17 protein-coding genes are annotated in these 16,522 nt (G+C 73.4%); 11 read left to right on the top strand and 6 right to left on the bottom strand.

The window, feature by feature from the left end; translation table 11 throughout:
* Positions 1-11 precede the first annotated feature (11 nt).
* The gene (locus ABZ860_RS15770) at positions 12-512 is read right to left on the bottom strand and encodes a MarR family transcriptional regulator (RefSeq protein WP_357220367.1); all 501 of its coding nucleotides are present in this window, start codon (positions 510-512) and stop codon (positions 12-14) included.
* A 104-nt stretch (positions 513-616) separates the two neighbouring features.
* On the opposite strand from ABZ860_RS15770, the gene ABZ860_RS15765 reads away from it, so the two are divergent.
* From ABZ860_RS15765 to ABZ860_RS15755, 3 genes are all read left to right on the top strand, one after another.
* Positions 617-1,570 (top strand): EamA family transporter, encoded by a 954-nt coding sequence (locus ABZ860_RS15765; protein WP_357220365.1) that lies wholly within the window; start codon positions 617-619, stop codon positions 1,568-1,570.
* 116 nt (positions 1,571-1,686) lie between these two features.
* Positions 1,687-2,355, top strand: a complete 669-nt coding sequence (locus ABZ860_RS15760; RefSeq protein ID WP_357220363.1) for a cyclodeaminase/cyclohydrolase family protein — start codon at positions 1,687-1,689, stop codon at positions 2,353-2,355.
* Entirely contained in the window at positions 2,352-3,209 is an 858-nt protein-coding gene (locus ABZ860_RS15755; protein WP_357220361.1) for a bifunctional 5,10-methylenetetrahydrofolate dehydrogenase/5,10-methenyltetrahydrofolate cyclohydrolase, read from the top strand. Before ABZ860_RS15760 ends, ABZ860_RS15755 begins: the two co-directional genes overlap by 4 nt.
* A gap of 19 nt (positions 3,210-3,228) precedes the next feature.
* Here ABZ860_RS15755 and ABZ860_RS15750 read toward each other — a convergent pair whose 3' ends face one another.
* Entirely contained in the window at positions 3,229-4,461 is a 1,233-nt protein-coding gene (locus ABZ860_RS15750) for an MFS transporter (RefSeq protein WP_357220359.1), read from the bottom strand.
* A 236-nt stretch (positions 4,462-4,697) separates the two neighbouring features.
* Between ABZ860_RS15750 and ABZ860_RS15745 the strand changes: the two genes are divergently transcribed.
* The 5 genes from ABZ860_RS15745 (at position 4,698) to ABZ860_RS15725 (ending at position 11,149) form a co-directional block, all read left to right on the top strand.
* Positions 4,698-5,012: a YciI family protein gene (locus ABZ860_RS15745; protein ID WP_357220357.1), complete on the top strand. Its 315-nt coding sequence runs from the start codon at positions 4,698-4,700 to the stop codon at positions 5,010-5,012.
* Positions 5,009-6,253 carry an RNA polymerase sigma factor gene (locus ABZ860_RS15740; protein ID WP_357220355.1) on the top strand — a complete coding sequence of 415 codons (1,245 nt, stop codon included), beginning with the start codon at positions 5,009-5,011 and terminating at the stop codon, positions 6,251-6,253. Before ABZ860_RS15745 ends, ABZ860_RS15740 begins: the two co-directional genes overlap by 4 nt.
* A 160-nt stretch (positions 6,254-6,413) precedes the next feature.
* Positions 6,414-6,755, top strand: a complete 342-nt coding sequence (locus tag ABZ860_RS15735; RefSeq protein ID WP_357220353.1) for a hypothetical protein — start codon at positions 6,414-6,416, stop codon at positions 6,753-6,755.
* Between the two features lie 440 nt (positions 6,756-7,195).
* On the top strand, positions 7,196-10,591 hold the full coding sequence (locus ABZ860_RS15730) for a phosphodiester glycosidase family protein (protein WP_357220351.1): 3,396 nt from the start codon (positions 7,196-7,198) through the stop codon (positions 10,589-10,591).
* A 183-nt stretch (positions 10,592-10,774) separates the two neighbouring features.
* Entirely contained in the window at positions 10,775-11,149 is a 375-nt protein-coding gene (locus ABZ860_RS15725) for a DoxX family protein (RefSeq protein WP_357220349.1), read from the top strand.
* Here the strand turns inward: ABZ860_RS15725 and ABZ860_RS15720 are convergent.
* From ABZ860_RS15720 to ABZ860_RS15705, 4 genes are all read right to left on the bottom strand, one after another.
* Positions 11,146-11,919, bottom strand: coding sequence for a WecB/TagA/CpsF family glycosyltransferase (locus tag ABZ860_RS15720; protein ID WP_357220347.1), 774 nt, complete (start codon positions 11,917-11,919; stop codon positions 11,146-11,148). The two genes, ABZ860_RS15725 and ABZ860_RS15720, sit on opposite strands and share 4 nt — an antisense overlap.
* 155 nt (positions 11,920-12,074) lie before the next feature.
* Positions 12,075-13,019 (bottom strand): glycosyltransferase family 2 protein, encoded by a 945-nt coding sequence (locus tag ABZ860_RS15715; protein WP_357220345.1) that lies wholly within the window; start codon positions 13,017-13,019, stop codon positions 12,075-12,077.
* Positions 13,016-13,939, bottom strand: coding sequence for a sulfotransferase (locus ABZ860_RS15710; protein WP_357220343.1), 924 nt, complete (start codon positions 13,937-13,939; stop codon positions 13,016-13,018). Before ABZ860_RS15710 ends, ABZ860_RS15715 begins: the two co-directional genes overlap by 4 nt.
* A gap of 157 nt (positions 13,940-14,096) precedes the next feature.
* Positions 14,097-14,786: a transcriptional regulator gene (locus tag ABZ860_RS15705; protein WP_357220341.1), complete on the bottom strand. Its 690-nt coding sequence runs from the start codon at positions 14,784-14,786 to the stop codon at positions 14,097-14,099.
* 127 nt (positions 14,787-14,913) lie between these two features.
* On the opposite strand from ABZ860_RS15705, the gene ABZ860_RS15700 reads away from it, so the two are divergent.
* The 3 genes from ABZ860_RS15700 to folE are packed head-to-tail and all read left to right on the top strand — an operon-like array spanning position 14,914 to position 16,511.
* Entirely contained in the window at positions 14,914-15,447 is a 534-nt protein-coding gene (locus ABZ860_RS15700) for a DUF2231 domain-containing protein (protein ID WP_357220339.1), read from the top strand.
* A gap of 34 nt (positions 15,448-15,481) precedes the next feature.
* Positions 15,482-15,910 (top strand): hypothetical protein, encoded by a 429-nt coding sequence (locus tag ABZ860_RS15695; protein WP_357220337.1) that lies wholly within the window; start codon positions 15,482-15,484, stop codon positions 15,908-15,910.
* Between the two features lies 1 nt (position 15,911).
* Positions 15,912-16,511: a GTP cyclohydrolase I FolE gene (gene folE / locus ABZ860_RS15690; RefSeq protein WP_357220335.1), complete on the top strand. Its 600-nt coding sequence runs from the start codon at positions 15,912-15,914 to the stop codon at positions 16,509-16,511.
* The last annotated feature ends 11 nt before the right edge of the window (positions 16,512-16,522 follow it).

Below are 16,522 nucleotides of genomic sequence, written 5' to 3'. Positions count from 1 at the left end.
GGCCTGCCGAGCTAGCCCAACGTGGTGTCGCCGAGGGAGGCGAGGAGGGTGCGCAGGGCGGCGGCGAGGTGGTCCCGCTCCCGGGGGTCCAGCGACGCCAGCAGGCGCGCCTCGTTCGCGACGTGCGGCTCGATCACCTCGTCCACGAGCGCGAGGCCGCGCTCGGTGAGCCGGACCCGGATGGACCGCCTGTCGCCGGAGTCGGGGATCCGTTCGACCAGTCCCCTGGCCGCCATGCGGTCGATGCGGTTGGTGATCGCGCCGGAGGTCACCATCGCCGCCCTGTTCAGCGCTCCCGCCGTCAGCTCGTACGGCGGGCCGGACCGGCGCAACGTGGCCAGGACGTCGAACTCCCAGCGCTCCAGGCCGTGCGCGGCGAAGAACTCCTTCAGCTCACGGTCGAGCAGCCGCGACAGCCGGGAGATCCTGCCCATGATCCCCATCGGCCACACGTCCAGGTCAGGCCGTTCCCGCGCCCACTGTGCCATCAGCAGATCGACGGCGTCATCCATGACGACCCCTAAGCGCTAAGTATCTCAACGTTAATCAGTTTGACGTCGACGAGAGTCCCATGCTGTTATTTCAACGTTGAGATTATCAATGAGGAGCAATCTTCATGGGCAAGTTCGCCGCATCCCGGTCCGGTTCCGCCTCACACGCCGGAACGCTGGCCCTCACCGCGCTCACGCCGCTCGCCTGGGGCTCGACGTACGCCGTGACCACGGAGTTCCTGCCGCCCGACCGCCCGATGTTCACCGCGGTGATGAGAGCGCTGCCCGCCGGGCTGGCATTGCTGGTCATCGGCCGCGTGCTGCCGCGCGGCGCGTGGATCTGGCGGGCCGCGGTGCTCGGCGTGCTGAACATCGGGGCGTTCTTCCCGCTGCTGTTCCTGGCGGCGTACCGGCTGCCCGGCGGCGTCGCGGCCGTGCTGGGCGCGGTGGGCCCGCTGTTCGCGCTCGTCTTCGCCGCCCTGCTGCTCGCCGAGCGTCCGACCGCACGCAAGGTGCTCGCCGGTCTCCTCGGACTGCTCGGGGTCGGGTTGGTCGTCCTGCGCGCCGAGGCGCGGCTCGACATGGTCGGCGTGCTCGCCGGGCTGGCCGGGGCCGCCTCCATGTCGGCCGGGACCGTGCTGACCAAGCGCTGGGGCCGCCCCGAGGGCGTCGGAGCCCTCGCCCTCACCGGATGGCAGCTCACCGCCGGCGGGCTGCTGCTCGTCCCGGTCGCCCTGCTCGTCGAGGGCGCCCCACCGGCGCTCAGCGGCGAGAACCTGCTCGGCTACGCCTATCTGGGCATCGTCGGCACCGCCCTCGGCTACTGGATCTGGTTCCGCGGGATCTCCCGGCTCCCCGCGACGTCCGTCGCCTTCCTCGCGCTGCTGAGTCCGGTTTCGGCGGCCGTCATCGGCTGGGCGGCGCTCGGTCAGGCCCTCAGCCTCGTTCAGCTGCTCGGCATGGTCCTCGCCCTCGGCGGCACCCTCCTCGGTCAGGCCCCGGCCGGGCCCTCCCGGCGCGCCGCGTCCCCGCCCGAGCCCGTACGGCCCGCGCCCCGGACGGCCTGCACGTCCCGCTGACACGAAGGAGCCCCATACGCGGAGCGACCAGCGGGACGTGGGAGGATTTTCCCGGCCGTGCCATGCACGAGCCGTGCCGTGCGCGAACCGTGAGCTGTGCGCGAACCGTGCCGCACGTGAGCTGCGTCGTGTGCGGGACCAGGGACGACCGGAGGACGAGCGCGATGCGCGACGAGAAGATCAGCGATTTCCTGTCCCGCCTCGCCGATCGGGTGCCCGCGCCGGGTGGAGGCGCCGCCGCGGCCCTGCAGGCCGCGCAGGCCGCGGCCCTGCTGGGCATGGTCGCGCGCTACACCACCGGCGAGAAGTACGCCGAACACGCGGCCGTGATCGAGCGGATCGTCGGCGAGACCGACGAACTGCGGGCGGGCGCCCTGCGCCTCGCCGAGGACGACGCGGCGGCGTTCACGGCGGTCACCGAGGCGTACAAGCTGCCCAAGGACACCGACGAGGCGAAGGCGGCCCGATCGGCCGCCATCGCCGAGGCGCTGGTGGGGGCGGGCACGGTCCCGGCCGAGGTGGTCGCCGTCGCGAGGAGGGTCGTCGGCATCGCCGAGGAACTGCTGCCCATCGGCAACCGCAACGTCGTCTCCGACATCGCCGCCGCCACCGAGGCGGCGCGGGCCGCGGCGACCACCGCCCGGGTGAACATCGAGATCAACCTCGGGGGGATCAAGGACGAGCGGGCCCGCGCCGAGCTGGCCGCCGAGGCGGCCGGGGTGGACGAGGTCGCCGCGCGGGCCGAACGGGTCACCGCCGCCGTCCGTGAGGAGATCGCCAAGTGAGCGCCCGCGTTCTGTCCGGCAAGGAGCTCGCGGTGTCCATCCGGGCCGAGGCCGCCGAGCGGGCCGCCGCGCTCGCCGCGGCCGGCACGCCGCCGAAGCTCGCGGTCGTCGTCGCCACGGCCGACGAGTCCAGCGCCTGGTACGTCCGCTCGATCGCCCGCGCCGCCGAGAAGGCCGGCATCACCTGCGACATCGTCGACCTCGGCGCGGAGGCCGCCCCCGGCCTGATTCGCGACAGGCTGGCGGCGCTGAGCGCCGACGACACCGTGCACGGGATCATCCTCCAGACCCCGCTGCCGCAGGGGGCGAAGCCGGAGGACCTGGCCGGTGCGATCGCGTTCGAGAAGGACGTCGACGGCGCCAACCCGCTGTCGCTGGGCCGCCTGGCCGCGGGTCTGCCCGCGTTCGCTCCGGCGACCGCCGAGGCCGTCGTGGCGATCCTCGACCATCACGAGATCGACCTGACCGGCAGCCACGTCGCCGTGGTCGGCCGCTCCACCGTGGTCGGCAAGCCCGCCGCCCATCTCCTGCTGGACCGGAACGCCACCGTGACGGTCTGCCACTCCCGCACGCGGGAGCTGCCCGCCGTCACCTCCGCGGCCGACGTGGTCGTGGCCGCGGTCGGCCGCGCCGGTCTGATCACGGCCGAGCACGTGCGGGCCGGGGCGGTGGTCGTGGACGTCGGCACCAACCCCACCGAGGACGGCGGCCTCGTCGGCGACGTCGACGCGGTCGCCGTCGCGGACAAGGCCGGCGCGCTCACGCCCGTGCCCGGCGGGGTCGGCCCGGTCACCACCGCGCTGCTGCTGCGGCACACCGTGGATGCCGCCGTGCAGGCCGCCGAACGCGGCTGAGGCACCCGGGACCGTCAGGTCAGAGCGCCTCGTTCGGCACACCGGCCGGGACGACGGGTGGGGCGGCCGAGCTCGCCGGGGTGCCTGCAACCACGTGAGCCTTCCAGGCCACGGTCACCAGCAGCGGCACCAGCAGCGCCAGCGTCCAGGTCAGCCCGAGCGCCTGTGCGACGCGGCCGACGAGCGCCGGAGCGAGCAGCATGGCGGAGTACGTCATGGTGGTGAGCCGGGCGACCGAGGCGGTCGCTCCCGCGCCGCCCTCCGCCGTGCCCGCGTGCCCGGCCGCGCTGAAGATCAGCGGCAGCGGTGTCGCCAGCCCGAGACCGGCGAGGGCGAACCCGGCGATCGCGAGGATCGGCGTGGGAGCCACGACCACCGCCGTCAGGCCCGCGGCCGCCAGCGCGGTGCCGCCCCGCACCAGGACGCGTGCCGGGTGCTGCGCGGACAGCCGGTCGCCCACGAGCCGTCCGGCCGTCTGGCAGGCGGTGAAGGCGACGAGCCCCAGCGAGGCCGCGCCCAGCGAGGCGCCGCGGTCCTCGTGCAGGAACACCCCGCTCCAGGTGATGACGGCCCCCTCGCAGGCCAGCACCGCCGCGCCCATCGCGCCGAGGAGCAGGACGCGCCGCGTCCAGCCCGCTCGCCATCCGCGCCATCCGCGGCGTCCGGCCACGTCGTCCGTACGCGCGGGCGGGTGCTGCGCGGAGGCTTCCTCGGCCGGCAGCCCTCTGCCCACCACCAGGACGACGGCCGTCACGACCACCCCCGCGATCAGGTAATGCGTGGTGAGGGACATGCCCGCCTGGGCGGCGGCCCCGCCGGTGAGCGACCCCGCCACGGAGCCGATGCTCCATGCCGCGTGGCAGCCGTTCATGATGGGACGGTGTGCCGCCCGTTCGACCATGACCGCCTGCGCGTTCATCGCCGTGTCGAGCAGGCCGTTCGCCGCGCCGACGAGGAGCATCGCCGCGGCCAGATGGATGGGCCCGCCGGCGAGGCCCACCCCGAGCAGAGCGAGGGGAAGCGCGACCGCGGCGATCCGCACGACCCACGCGCTGCCGATCCGCGCCGCGAGGCGCCCGGCGACCTGCGTGGCACCGAGCCCCGCCACGCCGACCAGGGCGGTCAGGAGCCCGAGCAGTCCCTCCGTCAGGTCGTGGTCCGCCTTCAGGGAGGGCGTGCGGACCGCGAACGCGGCGATCAGGGCGCCGTTCACGGCGAACACCGCCGTCACCGCCGCGCGTGCCCGCCGCACGGCTCTCCCCTCCAGGCCCTCTCGCCGGCTGCCTCGACTGGCTTCCCGGGCCACCTCGGACATGCGTCCCGCCTTCCCGTACGGCGCCTCCCGACGGGCGCCTCCCGGAAGGACGACGGCGCCCCGGCGGATTTTCGACATCCGGGCGCGATCGGATGTCGATTTCGGAGACCCGCCGCGTCGTAGAGGAGAACGGCCGCGACAGGGCGGCCGCCGTGTCCCGGAGGAGAGAACCGATGAAATACCTGTTGTTGATCTGTGCCGAGGAGTCGGTCGAGGTCAGCCCCGAGCAGGCCGACCCCGAGCCGTGGATCGAGGAGACGGAGCGCCGTGGCGTGCGCCTCGACGGGCATCGCCTGTGCCCCGCCGGCGACGCCACGACGGTGCGCGGCGGACTGGTGACCCAGGGGCCGTTCGCCGAGACCAAGGAGCAGATCGCCGGATTCGACATCATCGAGTGCGCCGACCTGGACGAGGCCATCGAGATCGCCTCGAAGCATCCGGTGGCGTCGTTCGGCGCGATCGAGGTGAGGCCGTTCTGGCCGGAGTGAGCGGCGCCGACGTCACCCGGGTCGTCGAGGAGGCGTTCCGCGAGGAGTGGGGCCGCGTCGTCGCCACGCTCATCCGGCTGACCGGCGACTGGGACCTGGCCGAGGAGTGCGCCCAGGACGCCTTCGCCCAGGCACTCGCCCGCTGGCCCCGGGACGGCGTGCCGCGCCGTCCCGGGGCGTGGCTCACCACGGCGGCCCGCAACCGGGCGCTCGACCGGCTGCGCCGGGCCACGACCGAGGCGGCGCGGCTCCGCGCGGTCGCGGCCACGCCGGCCGGCCCCGATCCGGAGCCGGTGGAGGAGGATCACGTGCCCGACGACCGGTTGCGCCTGATGTTCACCTGCTGTCACCCGGCCCTGCCGCTGGAGGCGCAGGTCGCCCTCACCCTCCGTACGCTCGCGGGGCTGACCACGGCCGAGATCGCCGCGGCGTTCATGGTGCCGGAGACGACCATGGCGCAGCGGCTGGTGCGGGCCAAGCGGAAGATCCGCAACGCCGGCATCCCCTACCGGGTGCCGCCCGCGCACCTGCTGGCGGAGCGGACGGCGGGGGTGCTCGGCGTGCTGTACGTCCTGTTCACCGAGGGATACTCGGCCAGCGGCGGGCCGAGCCCCGCCCGGCCGGAGCTGACCGCCGAGGCCATCCGGCTGGCCCGGGTGCTCACCGGGCTCATGCCGGGCGAGCCCGAGGCGCAGGGGCTGCTCGCGCTGATGCTGCTGCAGGACTCGCGGCGCGCGGCCCGGTTCGACGAGGCGGGCGACATCGTCACCCTGGAGTTCCAGGACCGCGCGAAGTGGGACCACGACGAGATCGAGGAGGGATTGCGGCTGCTGGACGACGCGCTGGCATCCCGCCGCCCCGGGCCCTACCAGGTGCAGGCGGCCGTCGCCGCCTGTCACGCCACCGCCCTCGACCCGGACGACACCGACTGGCCGCAGATCGCCGGTCTGTACGCACAGCTCGCGCGCCTGGCGCCGTCTCCGGTGGTCGAGCTGAACCGGGCGGTCGCCGTGGCGATGGCCGACGGCCCCCTCGCGGGTCTGCGGCTGGTCGACGCTCTGCGGGCCGGCGGCGCACTGGCCGGGCACCACCTGCTCCCCGCGACCCGTGCCGACCTGCTGCGCAGGCTGGGCCGTACGGCGGACGCGGCGCGGGCCTACGAGGAGGCCCTGGCGCTCGCCCCCACCGACGCGGAGCGCCGATACCTCGCCCGCAGGCTTGCCGAGACCGACGGGACCTGACAGGTCGAGCGGTCGTGCGACCCCTGCCGGCCAGGAGTGGTCGGCAGGCGGCGATCGCAAGGCAGGCGCCGGACGGTCCCGTCATCGTCAAGTGAAGGTGCCTCGTCGAGTTGCTCCAGAGACAGGGACGATCACCAATCGGTCCGCCGGAAGGCGATTCATGTCGATGCCGCACCGAAACCGCATGTGGATCTGGGTGGGACGGCTGATTTTCGGCCTCATCGTCATCGGGCTCGTGGCGTACATCTCCGCGGCCGGGCTCGACAAGGCCGACAAACTCGCCAGCGTCCTCGGTTTCCTTGTGGCGCTTGCCGCTCTGGTCGTGCCACACCTGTTCCCCCTCTCCTCCGGCGGTGGCGGACGAGGCTCGACGTCATCCGCGGCGAATGCCACGCACGGTCGGATCGACGCGCGTCACGCCAAAAGACAGCTCGTCGCGAGCCCGACGCAAGAGGCCCCCGGTTGCTCGAGTAGTCGGTGGCACTGGACGCGGAACGAGTGACCGCGATACTGATCCCGCTCGACGCCACCATGATCGCGGCATGCCTCAGGCACATTCGATGACGTTCGCCCGCCGGATACTGCACACGGTGTCGGTCGACTACGCGGACAAGTACGGGGAGATGCTCGAAAAGCTACCTCGGCCGATGGCGTCGGCCCTTCTCCGCGAGATGTCGGCGACGGCGAAATCCCGGGCGGGAGGGGTCGACGGTCGTACTCCTGCTGTCCCTGGTGGTCGCGATCGCTCTCCACTGAGCCCCGCACGGCCGTCTGTCGTTCCCACGCGACGGATGCGTCCGCCGGGGCAGGGAAGATCTGTCGTTCATGGGGTGGTCATTGTGGCGTCATGCCGTGGACGGAAGATCGGTTTAGAGATTGTCTACCTTCAGGCCCGTTATTGCTTGGAGGTACAAAATGCGCAGATTTGCGCACATTGTCGCCGTGGCAGCGGTCGTCGCCGCGGGCTCCGTGGCCGTCGGCGGGACGGCATGGGCCGAGGCGCCGCCCGGTGACAGGCCGGCCGAACCGCCCGGTTACCAGACCACCGTCCCCGGCGAGTCGGTCGAGGCGGCCCGCACCGACCGCCTGATCGCCCCCGGCATCGTGCTGACGTCGTTCGACGTCTTCGGCCGTACGGGCTGGACCCGCACGCACGTGCTCAACGCCGACCTGGCGGACGACCGGGTGGACGTGGGCATGGTCGGCGGCACGCTGACCGAGACCCGGGCGCTGTCGAAGTCGGCGGACGCCGCAGGAGCCGTGGCGGCGGTCAACGGGGACTACTACGACATCAACCAGACCAACGCGGTCATCGGTCCCGAGGTCAGGGACGGCCAGGTGCGCAAGGCCACCACCCAGCCCGCCACGGTCGCCTCGGTGGGCGAGGACAAGATCGCCCGGCTCGCGAGCGCGCTGCTGGAGAGCACGGTGACGGTGGGCGGCACGGGCCATCCGGTCGCCTCGCTCAACTCGGCGTCCCTGCCCGCGAACGCCGTCTCCGTCTTCACCGACCAGTGGGGACCCGGCCTGCGCACGCTGATCGGCCACGGCACGCCCGTCACCGAACTGGTCGTCTCCGGCGGCGTCGTCACGGCGGTGAACGACGCGGTCACGACGGCACCCGTGCCCGCCGGGGGCCTGGTGGTCGTGGGCGTGGGGAGCGCGGCGGCCCCGCTCGCCGGCGCCAAGGCCGGTGACCCTGTGACGCTCACCACCGGCCTGCGCACCGACTCCCCCGCGAAGCTGCGCACCGCGCTGGGCAGCGGAGCGGTCCTCGTGCGGGACGGCCAGGCGATCGACTTCCCGCCCTCGACGGGCAACGACGCGCCGAAGCCGCGTACGGCGATCGGCTGGCGCGACGGCGGCAGGCGGCTCCTGCTCGTGACGATCGACGGCTCGGCCAACTTCTCCGCCGGTCTGAGCTTCGACGAGACGGCCAAGCTCCTCGTACGGCTCGGCGCCGACGAGGCGTTCATGCTCGACGGCGGCGGCTCGTCCGACCTCGTCGCCCGCACGCCCGGCGACGCCGGGGTGAGCGTGGTCAACACTCCGTCGGACGGCGGTGAACGGCTCATCCCCAGCGGGGTCGGGCTGTTCGCCGCGAAGGGATCGGGGGCGCTCAAGGGCCTCGCGGTGCGGACGAGCGCGCCGCGCGTCTTCCCCGGGCTGACCCTCGGCGTCTCCGCCGCCGGGTACGACGAGTCGTACGCCCCGGTCCCCCTCGACAGCGGCAAGAACGACAAGGGCGGCAAAGACAGCGCGATCCACTGGGATGCCGGGAAGCTCGGCACCGTGCGCGACGGCCTGCTGCACGCCGAGCGCTCCGGGGAGGGCGAGATCGAGGCCCGCTCGGGGCGGGCGCACGGCGCGGCGGACGTCCGCGTGCTCGGTGCCCTGTCCGCCGTCGCCTTCACCGCCACGAGCCTGACCCTGGACGCCGGCGGCTCGGCCGTCGTGGGGGTCACCGGCACCGACGCCGACGGCTTCGACGCGCCGATCGCCGCCCGCGACGTCGACCTGGACTACGACACCTCTGTGATGAAGGTGGAGCCGCGCGACGACGGGTCGTTCACGGTCACCGGGCTGGAGGCGGCCGACGGCCGCGGCGCCGTGATCACCGCGACCGTCCAGGGCGAGGTCGCGCACCTGCCCGTCGCCGTCGGGCTGAAGCGCGGGTCGCTGGCCGAGTTCGACGGCGGCGAGCCCTGGGGCGTCTCGACGGCCAGGGCCACCGCGTCGGTGGCGGGCGTCGACGCCGCGGACCGTCCCGGCGCGGCGGCCGGCAACCAGGCCCTCGCGCTCACCTACGACTTCACCGGCACCTCCGGCACCTCGGCGGCGTACGCGGTGGCCAAGCCCGGGCCGCTCACCCTGCCGACCGGCACCAGACGGCTCGGCATGTGGGTGTACGGCGACGGCCGGGGGCACTGGCTGCGGGCCACGCTGCGGTCGCAGGGCACGACGAACGTCCCCTTCACCTTCGCCACCGTCGTCGACTGGACCGGGTGGAAGTGGGTCGAAGGCGCCCTGCCCACCGGCTTCACCGAGCCGATCACGCTGCTCAACGTGTACGTGGTCGAAACGTCCAACCTCGCCAAGGACGCCGGACAGCTCAGGTTCGACGGGCTGACCGCGCTGGTCGGTCAGGACCTCGCCACCGGCGACGTCCGGACCCCCGATCCGTTCGTCCTGGAGCAGGCCGACATCGACCGTTCGCGCTGGCGGTTCGCGATCATGTCCGATCTGCACGTGGGCGCGGCCGGGGGCACGACGTCGTTCGCGGCGCAGCAGGCGGCCTCCGCGCTGAAGCAGGCCGTCGCCGCGAAGCCCGACTTCATCGTGATCAACGGCGACTTCGTGGACAACAACACGCCGGCCGACTTCGCGCTCGCGGAGGAGATCCTCAAGGCCAACGTGCCCACCGGCCTGCCGGTCTACTGGACGCCGGGCAACCACGAGTCCGGTGCCACGGCGACGGGGACCCTCGACAACTTCCTCGCCACCGGGCGGCAGGCCCACCAGGTGTTCGACCACAAGGGCACCCGCTTCATCCTGCTCAACACCACGCTGGGCGGGCTGCGGGCGTCGGACTGGTCGCAGGTGCCCGAGCTGCGGCAGGACCTGGACGCCGCGGCGAAGGACAGGTCCGTGACGTCCGTCGCGGTCGTCTTCCACCACCCCCTGCGCGACCCCTCGGGGGCGGGCGCGTCCCAGTTCTCCGACCAGCGCGAGGCGGACCTGGTCGAGAAGTGGCTCGCCGGCTGGCGGGAGTCGTCGGGCAAGCCGGTCGCGTTGTTCACCGGCCACGCCCACACCGCCGCCGCCACCAGGTCGGACGGCGTGCTTGAGGTCACCACGCCGCCGGTGGGCAAGACGCCCTACAGCTCTCCGGACAAGGGCGGGTTCTTCGGGTGGGACCTCGTCGGCGTCGATCCCCGGCCCGGCGAGGTCGAGGCGGGCCGTCCCAGCCCGCAGACCCGCGACTGGGTCGTGGCGCGGACGAACCCGCTGATCGACAAGATCAGCCTGTCGGCGCCCGGCACGCTCGCCCCGGACGCCTCGGCGGAGGTCTCGGCGACGGGCAGCACCGGCGGCGCGAACCTGACGTTCCCGCTGGCGTACCCGGCCAGCGTGACGTGGAGCGGCGACCGCGCCCTCGCCGTGGCCGAGTCGGCCGCGGACGCGAAGAAGGCGGCACGCCGCCACGGCGTCGTCGCGGTCCTCGACCTGTCCACGCACACGCTGACCGGCGTACGGCCCGGCCAGGCCACCCTCACGGTCACGTCGGGTGGGCAGACCGCCTCGGCCACGATCACCGTGGCCGAGCAGGCCCGATGAAAGCGGCCCGGCAGGCCCGATGAGAGCGGCGGGCCGGTCTCCCTTACCCGGGGCGGCCGGCCCGCCGTTCCCGCGTCCGGATCCACATTCGCGGCCGCGACAGGCGTGACGGCGATCCACGGCGATAAGCGGGGCTCGCTCATCCGCTACATTTCGCTCTGCTGCCGCAAGAACGGACTCCCCATGAACGTCGTCCTCTGGGTCATCGCCGGCCTGCTCACCCTCGCCTTCCTCGTCGCCGGGGTGATGAAACTCGCCCAGCCGAAGGACAGGCTGGCCGTGTCCGGCATGGCCTGGACCGAGGACTTCTCGGCGGGCGTGGTCAAGGGCATCGGCGCTCTCGAGGTGCTGATCGCCTTCGGTCTCGTCCTGCCCGCCGTCACGGGCATCGCCCCGGTGCTGACGCCGATCGCCGCGCTCGGCATCGCCCTGCTCATGGCCGGAGCGGTCGTCGTCCACGCCCGCCGCGCGGAATCCCAGGTGATCGTCGTCAACCTGGTGCTCCTGGCGCTGGCCGCCATGGTCGCCTGGGGCCGCTTCGGCCCGTACGCCTTCTAACTCCTGCTTCGCGACCCGAAGGCCCTGCGCAGCAGGGCGCCCGACAGGAGGCGGAAGGCGAAGGGGAGGTCGTCGACCAGGTAGCGGCGGGCGAGCCGCTGGGGCTCGCTGATCAGGCGGAACAGCCATTCGAGCCCGTGGTCGCCCATCCAGCCCGGGGCCCGGCGCACCGATCCTGCGGCGAACGCGATGGCCGCGCCGCATCCCACGAACCAGGCGCCCGGCAGGTCGGCCCGCAACTCCGCGATGAGCCGGTCCTGCCGGGGGAACCCGAGACCCACGAAGACCAGGGACGGCCGCGCGGCGACGAGCCGCCCCCGCATCTCCGCCAGCGCAGCGGCGCTGGTCTCGAACCCGTACGGCGGAGCGTGGACGCCCGCCACGACCAGACCCGGATGCCGCCCGCACAGCGCGTCCCGCGCCGCCTCGGCGACGCCGGGCGGTCCCCCGATCAGGTAGACGGGCAGGCCGCGGGCCGCGGCGGCCCCGGTCAGCGACCAGATCAGGTCGGCTCCCGTCACCCGTTCCGGCAACGGGTGCCCGAGCAGGCGCGACGCCCAGACCAGCGGCATGCCGTCGGCCACGGCGAGCTCGGCGGCGTCGATCAGTGCGCGCAGGGAGGGGTCACGGGCGGCGGCACGGCAGATGTCCACGTTCGGCGTGACGACGTGGCCGCCCGTGCCGTGCTCCAGCCCGGCCATCACCCGCGCGACCACCTGTGCCTCGGTGAGCGGGTCGAGCAGCACTCCGCCCACATGAACCCTGTCCACGTGAACCCTGTCCACGTGAACCCTGTCCACGTGAACCCTGTCCACATGAACCCCGGCCACCCGTGCCGCGGCCCCCTGGGTTCGGACCACCTCCGACCACTGCCTGGCCGGCGCCGGGTCGACGGCCGCCGTGCGCGCCTGCGCGGGCTCGGCCATCAGATGCCGTGGCCGCGACGGTGGAGGGCGTGCAGCACGGCGCGCGGGCTGACCAGCCCTCCGGCGACCGCCAGCGCCACCGCCGCCCTCGGCTCACCCGGCCGGGCGGAGAAGGCGCGCAGCGACCAGCGGGCGGCCTCGCGCCGCCGGCCGAGGGCCGCGTGGCAGAAGGCGAGCTGCCCGTAGACGCGGGCCGCGCCCCGCGGTTCCGCGGTCAGCCCGGGATGCCGGGCGAGCATCCACTCCAGCCCCGCGATCCGGTCGGCCCAGCGCCCCACGTAGTGCGAAGAGCCCCAGCGCACCCGCACGAGCGGCCGGTCGACGTGAACGATCGGATGCCGCCAGGCGGCCCGCAGAGCGAGGTCCCAGTCCTCGTTCTGGCCGGCGGGCGCGCTCTCGTCCACCCATGTCCGGCCCCGCCGGAACAGGAACGTCGAGGAGTGCACCATCATCATGCGCGAGCGGGTGAGATGCCGATGGGTCACCCGGCCGGTGCCGGCCAGCCGCGGCACCCGCCGGTCGCCGTACTCGACCTCGACAGCGCAACTCGCGAAACCCGCGTCGGGCTCCTCCGCCAGCGCGGCGACCTGGGCGGCCAGCTTGCCGGGCAGCCAGAGGTCGTCGTCGTCGCAGAAGGCGACGAAGTCCGTGCCGAGCACCGAGATCCCGGTGTTGCGCGCGCCCGGCAGGCCGGCGGCCCGCCGGTTGCCCAGCACGCGGACGCTCCGGACGGCGCCGCCCGCCGCCAAGCCGGCCGCGCAACCGGCAGAGGAACCGACAGCGGACACCTGCTGGGCCACGAGGGAGGCGGACACACCGTCGGCCACGACCACCACCTCGACCCGGCCGCCGTACTCCTGGGCGAGCACGCCGGCCAGCGCCGCCCGGAGGAGGCCGGGCCGGTCGCCCCGCGTGGGGATGACGACGCCGACGGACGGCCTCATCGCCGGGCTCCCGGGCGGTAGGCGAGGCGATAGCCGTAGAAGAGCAGAAGGGGGAGGGTGATCGCGGTGACCAGCCACCGCTGGGACCGGGGCAGGGGCGCCGGACGGTGGCGTATCTCGATCGGACCCACCGAGAAACGCATCGGGTTGCCCGAGACGGTGTGCGCGACGCCGAGCAACGCTTCGCGGTCGTCCAGGAAGGCGAGCCCACCGGCGGGAAGTCCGAGCCGCGCGGCCAGGCGTCCCAGGGTGGCGCGCGGGTCGCGCACCAGATCCTCGTGGCGCACCCGGACGACCTCCACGCCCTTGCGGCGCAGCACCTCGAAGGCGAGGTTCTGGGCCAGCCAGTGGACGGCGGTGCGCGCGGGCGTCCAGCGGGTCATCGGCCGCCCGTCCTCGGGCCTGCGCACCCTGCGCCGCCACGACGCGGCCACCGCCCGCGGATCGCGCACCACCTGCACGACCCGCATGTCCAAGATCGCCGCCAGGCAGTACGCCAGGGAGGCGTGCTTGCTGGAGTCGACGACGACCCGCGCGTCGGCCACCTCCGCCGCCGCCGCGTAGATGCGCGCGTACGACCGGACGTATTCGGCCAGTTCGGCCTCACGGGTCGCGAGCCCGAGGGCGAGGACGGGCACGTGGCGGGTCCGGTCGACGCGGGCACGCAGACCGGGCAGCCACCCCGCCTGGCTCTGCCGCCACTGTCCGAACGCGCGGGCACCCACCTTGGTCCAGAACGGGCACTGGGAGAACCGCTGCCCGCAGCCGCACGGCTCGTCGGCGCGTACGCCGCGGTCCCACAGGTGGACGACCTCGCCGAGCGGCGCCACGCCGGGCACCTCGCCGAGGAGGCGTTCGAGCAGAGTGCTACCGCTGCGTCCCAGGCCGCCCACGAAGATCACCGGCTGAGCGTCGGCCACGTGTCCTCCACGGATGGATGCGAAACGTGACGACCCTAGCGCGCAGGGTAATCGAACGGCCCCCAATCGCCAAAGGATCTACGAGCCCGCCGCCCGTGGCAGGACGGGAGGGCCGGGGCGGGGAAAATCACGAAATCACCCGAGCCGGAAGACCGCCTCAGGAGGAGCGCAGTTCGACACAGCACTCTCCCGGCCGCGGCACCAGGACGGCCCGCACCCTGGTGGCTTCCAGCCCGGTGAGCATGCCCTCGAGGAAGGCGTGGTTGACCCCGCAGACCAGCTCGGGGGCGCGCGCCGCCAACGGATGAAACGGGCAGTTGCGCAGCCGTACGCAGGTGGGAGACTCGCGGCCGGGCTCGAAGCCGTGCCGCGCGAGCAGGCCTTCGAGCAGGGTGAGGGCGCGTTCGGCGCCGAGCCGTCCGGGCTTGGCCCGCGCCCGCTCCGCGGCGCCGATCTCTTCGCCGCGCCGGCAGGCCACCCGCACCGCCGCCTGGCGGGCGCTCTCCCCTTCGCCCTCCGCGAGCACGGCGTCCATGAGGATGTCGGCAAGCACCTCGTGCCGGCGTTCGGGGATCGTGACACGGATGTCGGTCTCGGCCGGTTCGTAGACCTTCGGGGTGCGCCCGACCTTGCGGATGCCGCCGACCGCCTCGTAGCGGGCGCGCAGCAGGCCGGCGTCGACCAGTTTGTCCAGATGGAAGGCGGCCAGCTTGCGGGAGATCCCGACGGAGGCGGCGGCCTCGTCGCGGGTCACCGGGCGACGCGCCCTGCGGATGTAGGCGTACATCCCCTGCCGCAGCACGTCATCGAGCGCGGCGACCGCACTGATCGCGGGATCCGTCGTCACCCTGCCACGATAACGCCCGCCTCTGCGGTCGAAAACCATAGCCCCTTCGATGTACGCGAACACCTTGACCGCCAGACCGAATAAGACCAACATTTATTGGCGTAATAGAGTGCACGCGGAGGTCCGGATGACCGGTGAACTGCACGAGGCGAAACGACCGGTGAGCGCGGTGCTGGCCGGGCCGTACGGCCATCCCTTCCACCCGATGCTGGTCGCGGTGCCGATCGGAGCGTGGGTGGCGAGCATGGTCTTCGACCTGGCGTCCCGGTTCGCTCCCGACCCGGGTTTTCTGGCCGAGGGCTCCATGTGGCTGATCGCCATCGGCGTGCTCGGCGCGCTGGCCGCGGCGATGGCCGGGTTCCTCGACCTGTTCGCCATCCCGGCGGGCACCCCGGCGTTCCGCACGGGTCTGCTCCACATGGGGCTGAACCTCGCGATCACCGCCGCGTACGCCGCGGGTTTCCTGTGGCGCCAGGCCGGCACGGCGGCGGGCATGGCGGCGGGCACAGCGGCCGGCGCCGTCGCGCTCGGGCCGCTGCTGCTCTCAGCGGGCAGCCTGGCGCTGCTCGTGGTCTCCGGTTACCTGGGCGGCAAGCTCGCCTTCCGCTACGGCGTACGGGTGGCCGACGAGGCCACCCAAGCCGACGGTTTCCGGCGCTGACCCTCGTCCCACCAACGCAGAAGGAGAACGCATCATGGGTATCGCGGCACTGGTCACCTGGTTGCTCACCGCGGTGGGCGGCTTCGTGATGCTGGGCATCTGGATCGCCAGAGGCGGCCGGAGCACCAGCCGGTTCTCACCAGGGCTGATCTTCGGTCACTTCGCGCTGGCCGCCGCCGGGCTGGTCGTGTGGATCGTGTACCTGTTCGCCGGCGCCGCCGCTCTGGCGTGGGTCGCGCTGGTCCTGCTGGTCCCGGTCGCGCTGCTGGGCTTCGCGATGTTCGCCCGGTGGATCCCCGCCCACCGTGCCCGTACGGCGGTGGCCGGCGGGCCCGGCGCCACCGGCACGGCGGGACCGCCCGAGCGGCACTTCCCGGTCCCGGTCGTGGCCGGACACGGCCTGCTGGCGGTGGCCACGGTGGTGCTGGTGCTGCTGACCGCGCTCGGCGTCAGCGGCGGCTGAGATGCGTTCCGGTACCGCCCTGCGGGTGATCGACGAGCCGCGCGACGGCGTGGACCTGGCCGCGGCCGAGCGGGCGGCGGGCGAGTTCCTTCAGGCGCTGGGCATCTCGACCGATGCCGAGAGCCTGCGGGAGACTCCGGCGCGGATGGCGAGGGCGTATGCCGAGCTGTTCACGCCACGCCCGTTCGACCTGACCACCTTTCCCAACGAGGAGGGCTACGACGAACTCGTGCTGGCCCGGTCGATCCCGGTCCGCTCGGTCTGCGAGCATCACCTGCTGCCCTTCGCCGGAGTCGCCCATGTCGGCTACCTTCCCGGCGACCGCATCCTCGGGCTGTCCAAGCTGGCCCGGGTCGTCGAGCACTTCGCCCGCCGGCCGCAGGTGCAGGAACGGCTCACCAAGCAGGTGGCCGACTGGCTCGCCGACCGGCTGCGCCCCGCGGGGGTCGGCGTCGTGATCGAGGCCGAGCACACCTGCATGACCCTGCGGGGAGTACGGGCCGTCGGCTCGACCACCGTCACCTCGACGCTGCTGGGCACCCTGCGGGAGGACGCCCGATCCCGTCAGGAGTTCTTCGCCCTCACCGGCACCCGCCCCTGAACAAGGAGACC

This window comes from Microbispora sp. NPDC046973 (assembly GCF_040644495.1).
Taxonomy (GTDB): Bacteria; Actinomycetota; Actinomycetes; order Streptosporangiales; family Streptosporangiaceae; genus Microbispora.
Note: the sequence above shows the minus strand (reverse complement) of the source record. Positions and strands in the feature narration are given on the sequence as shown.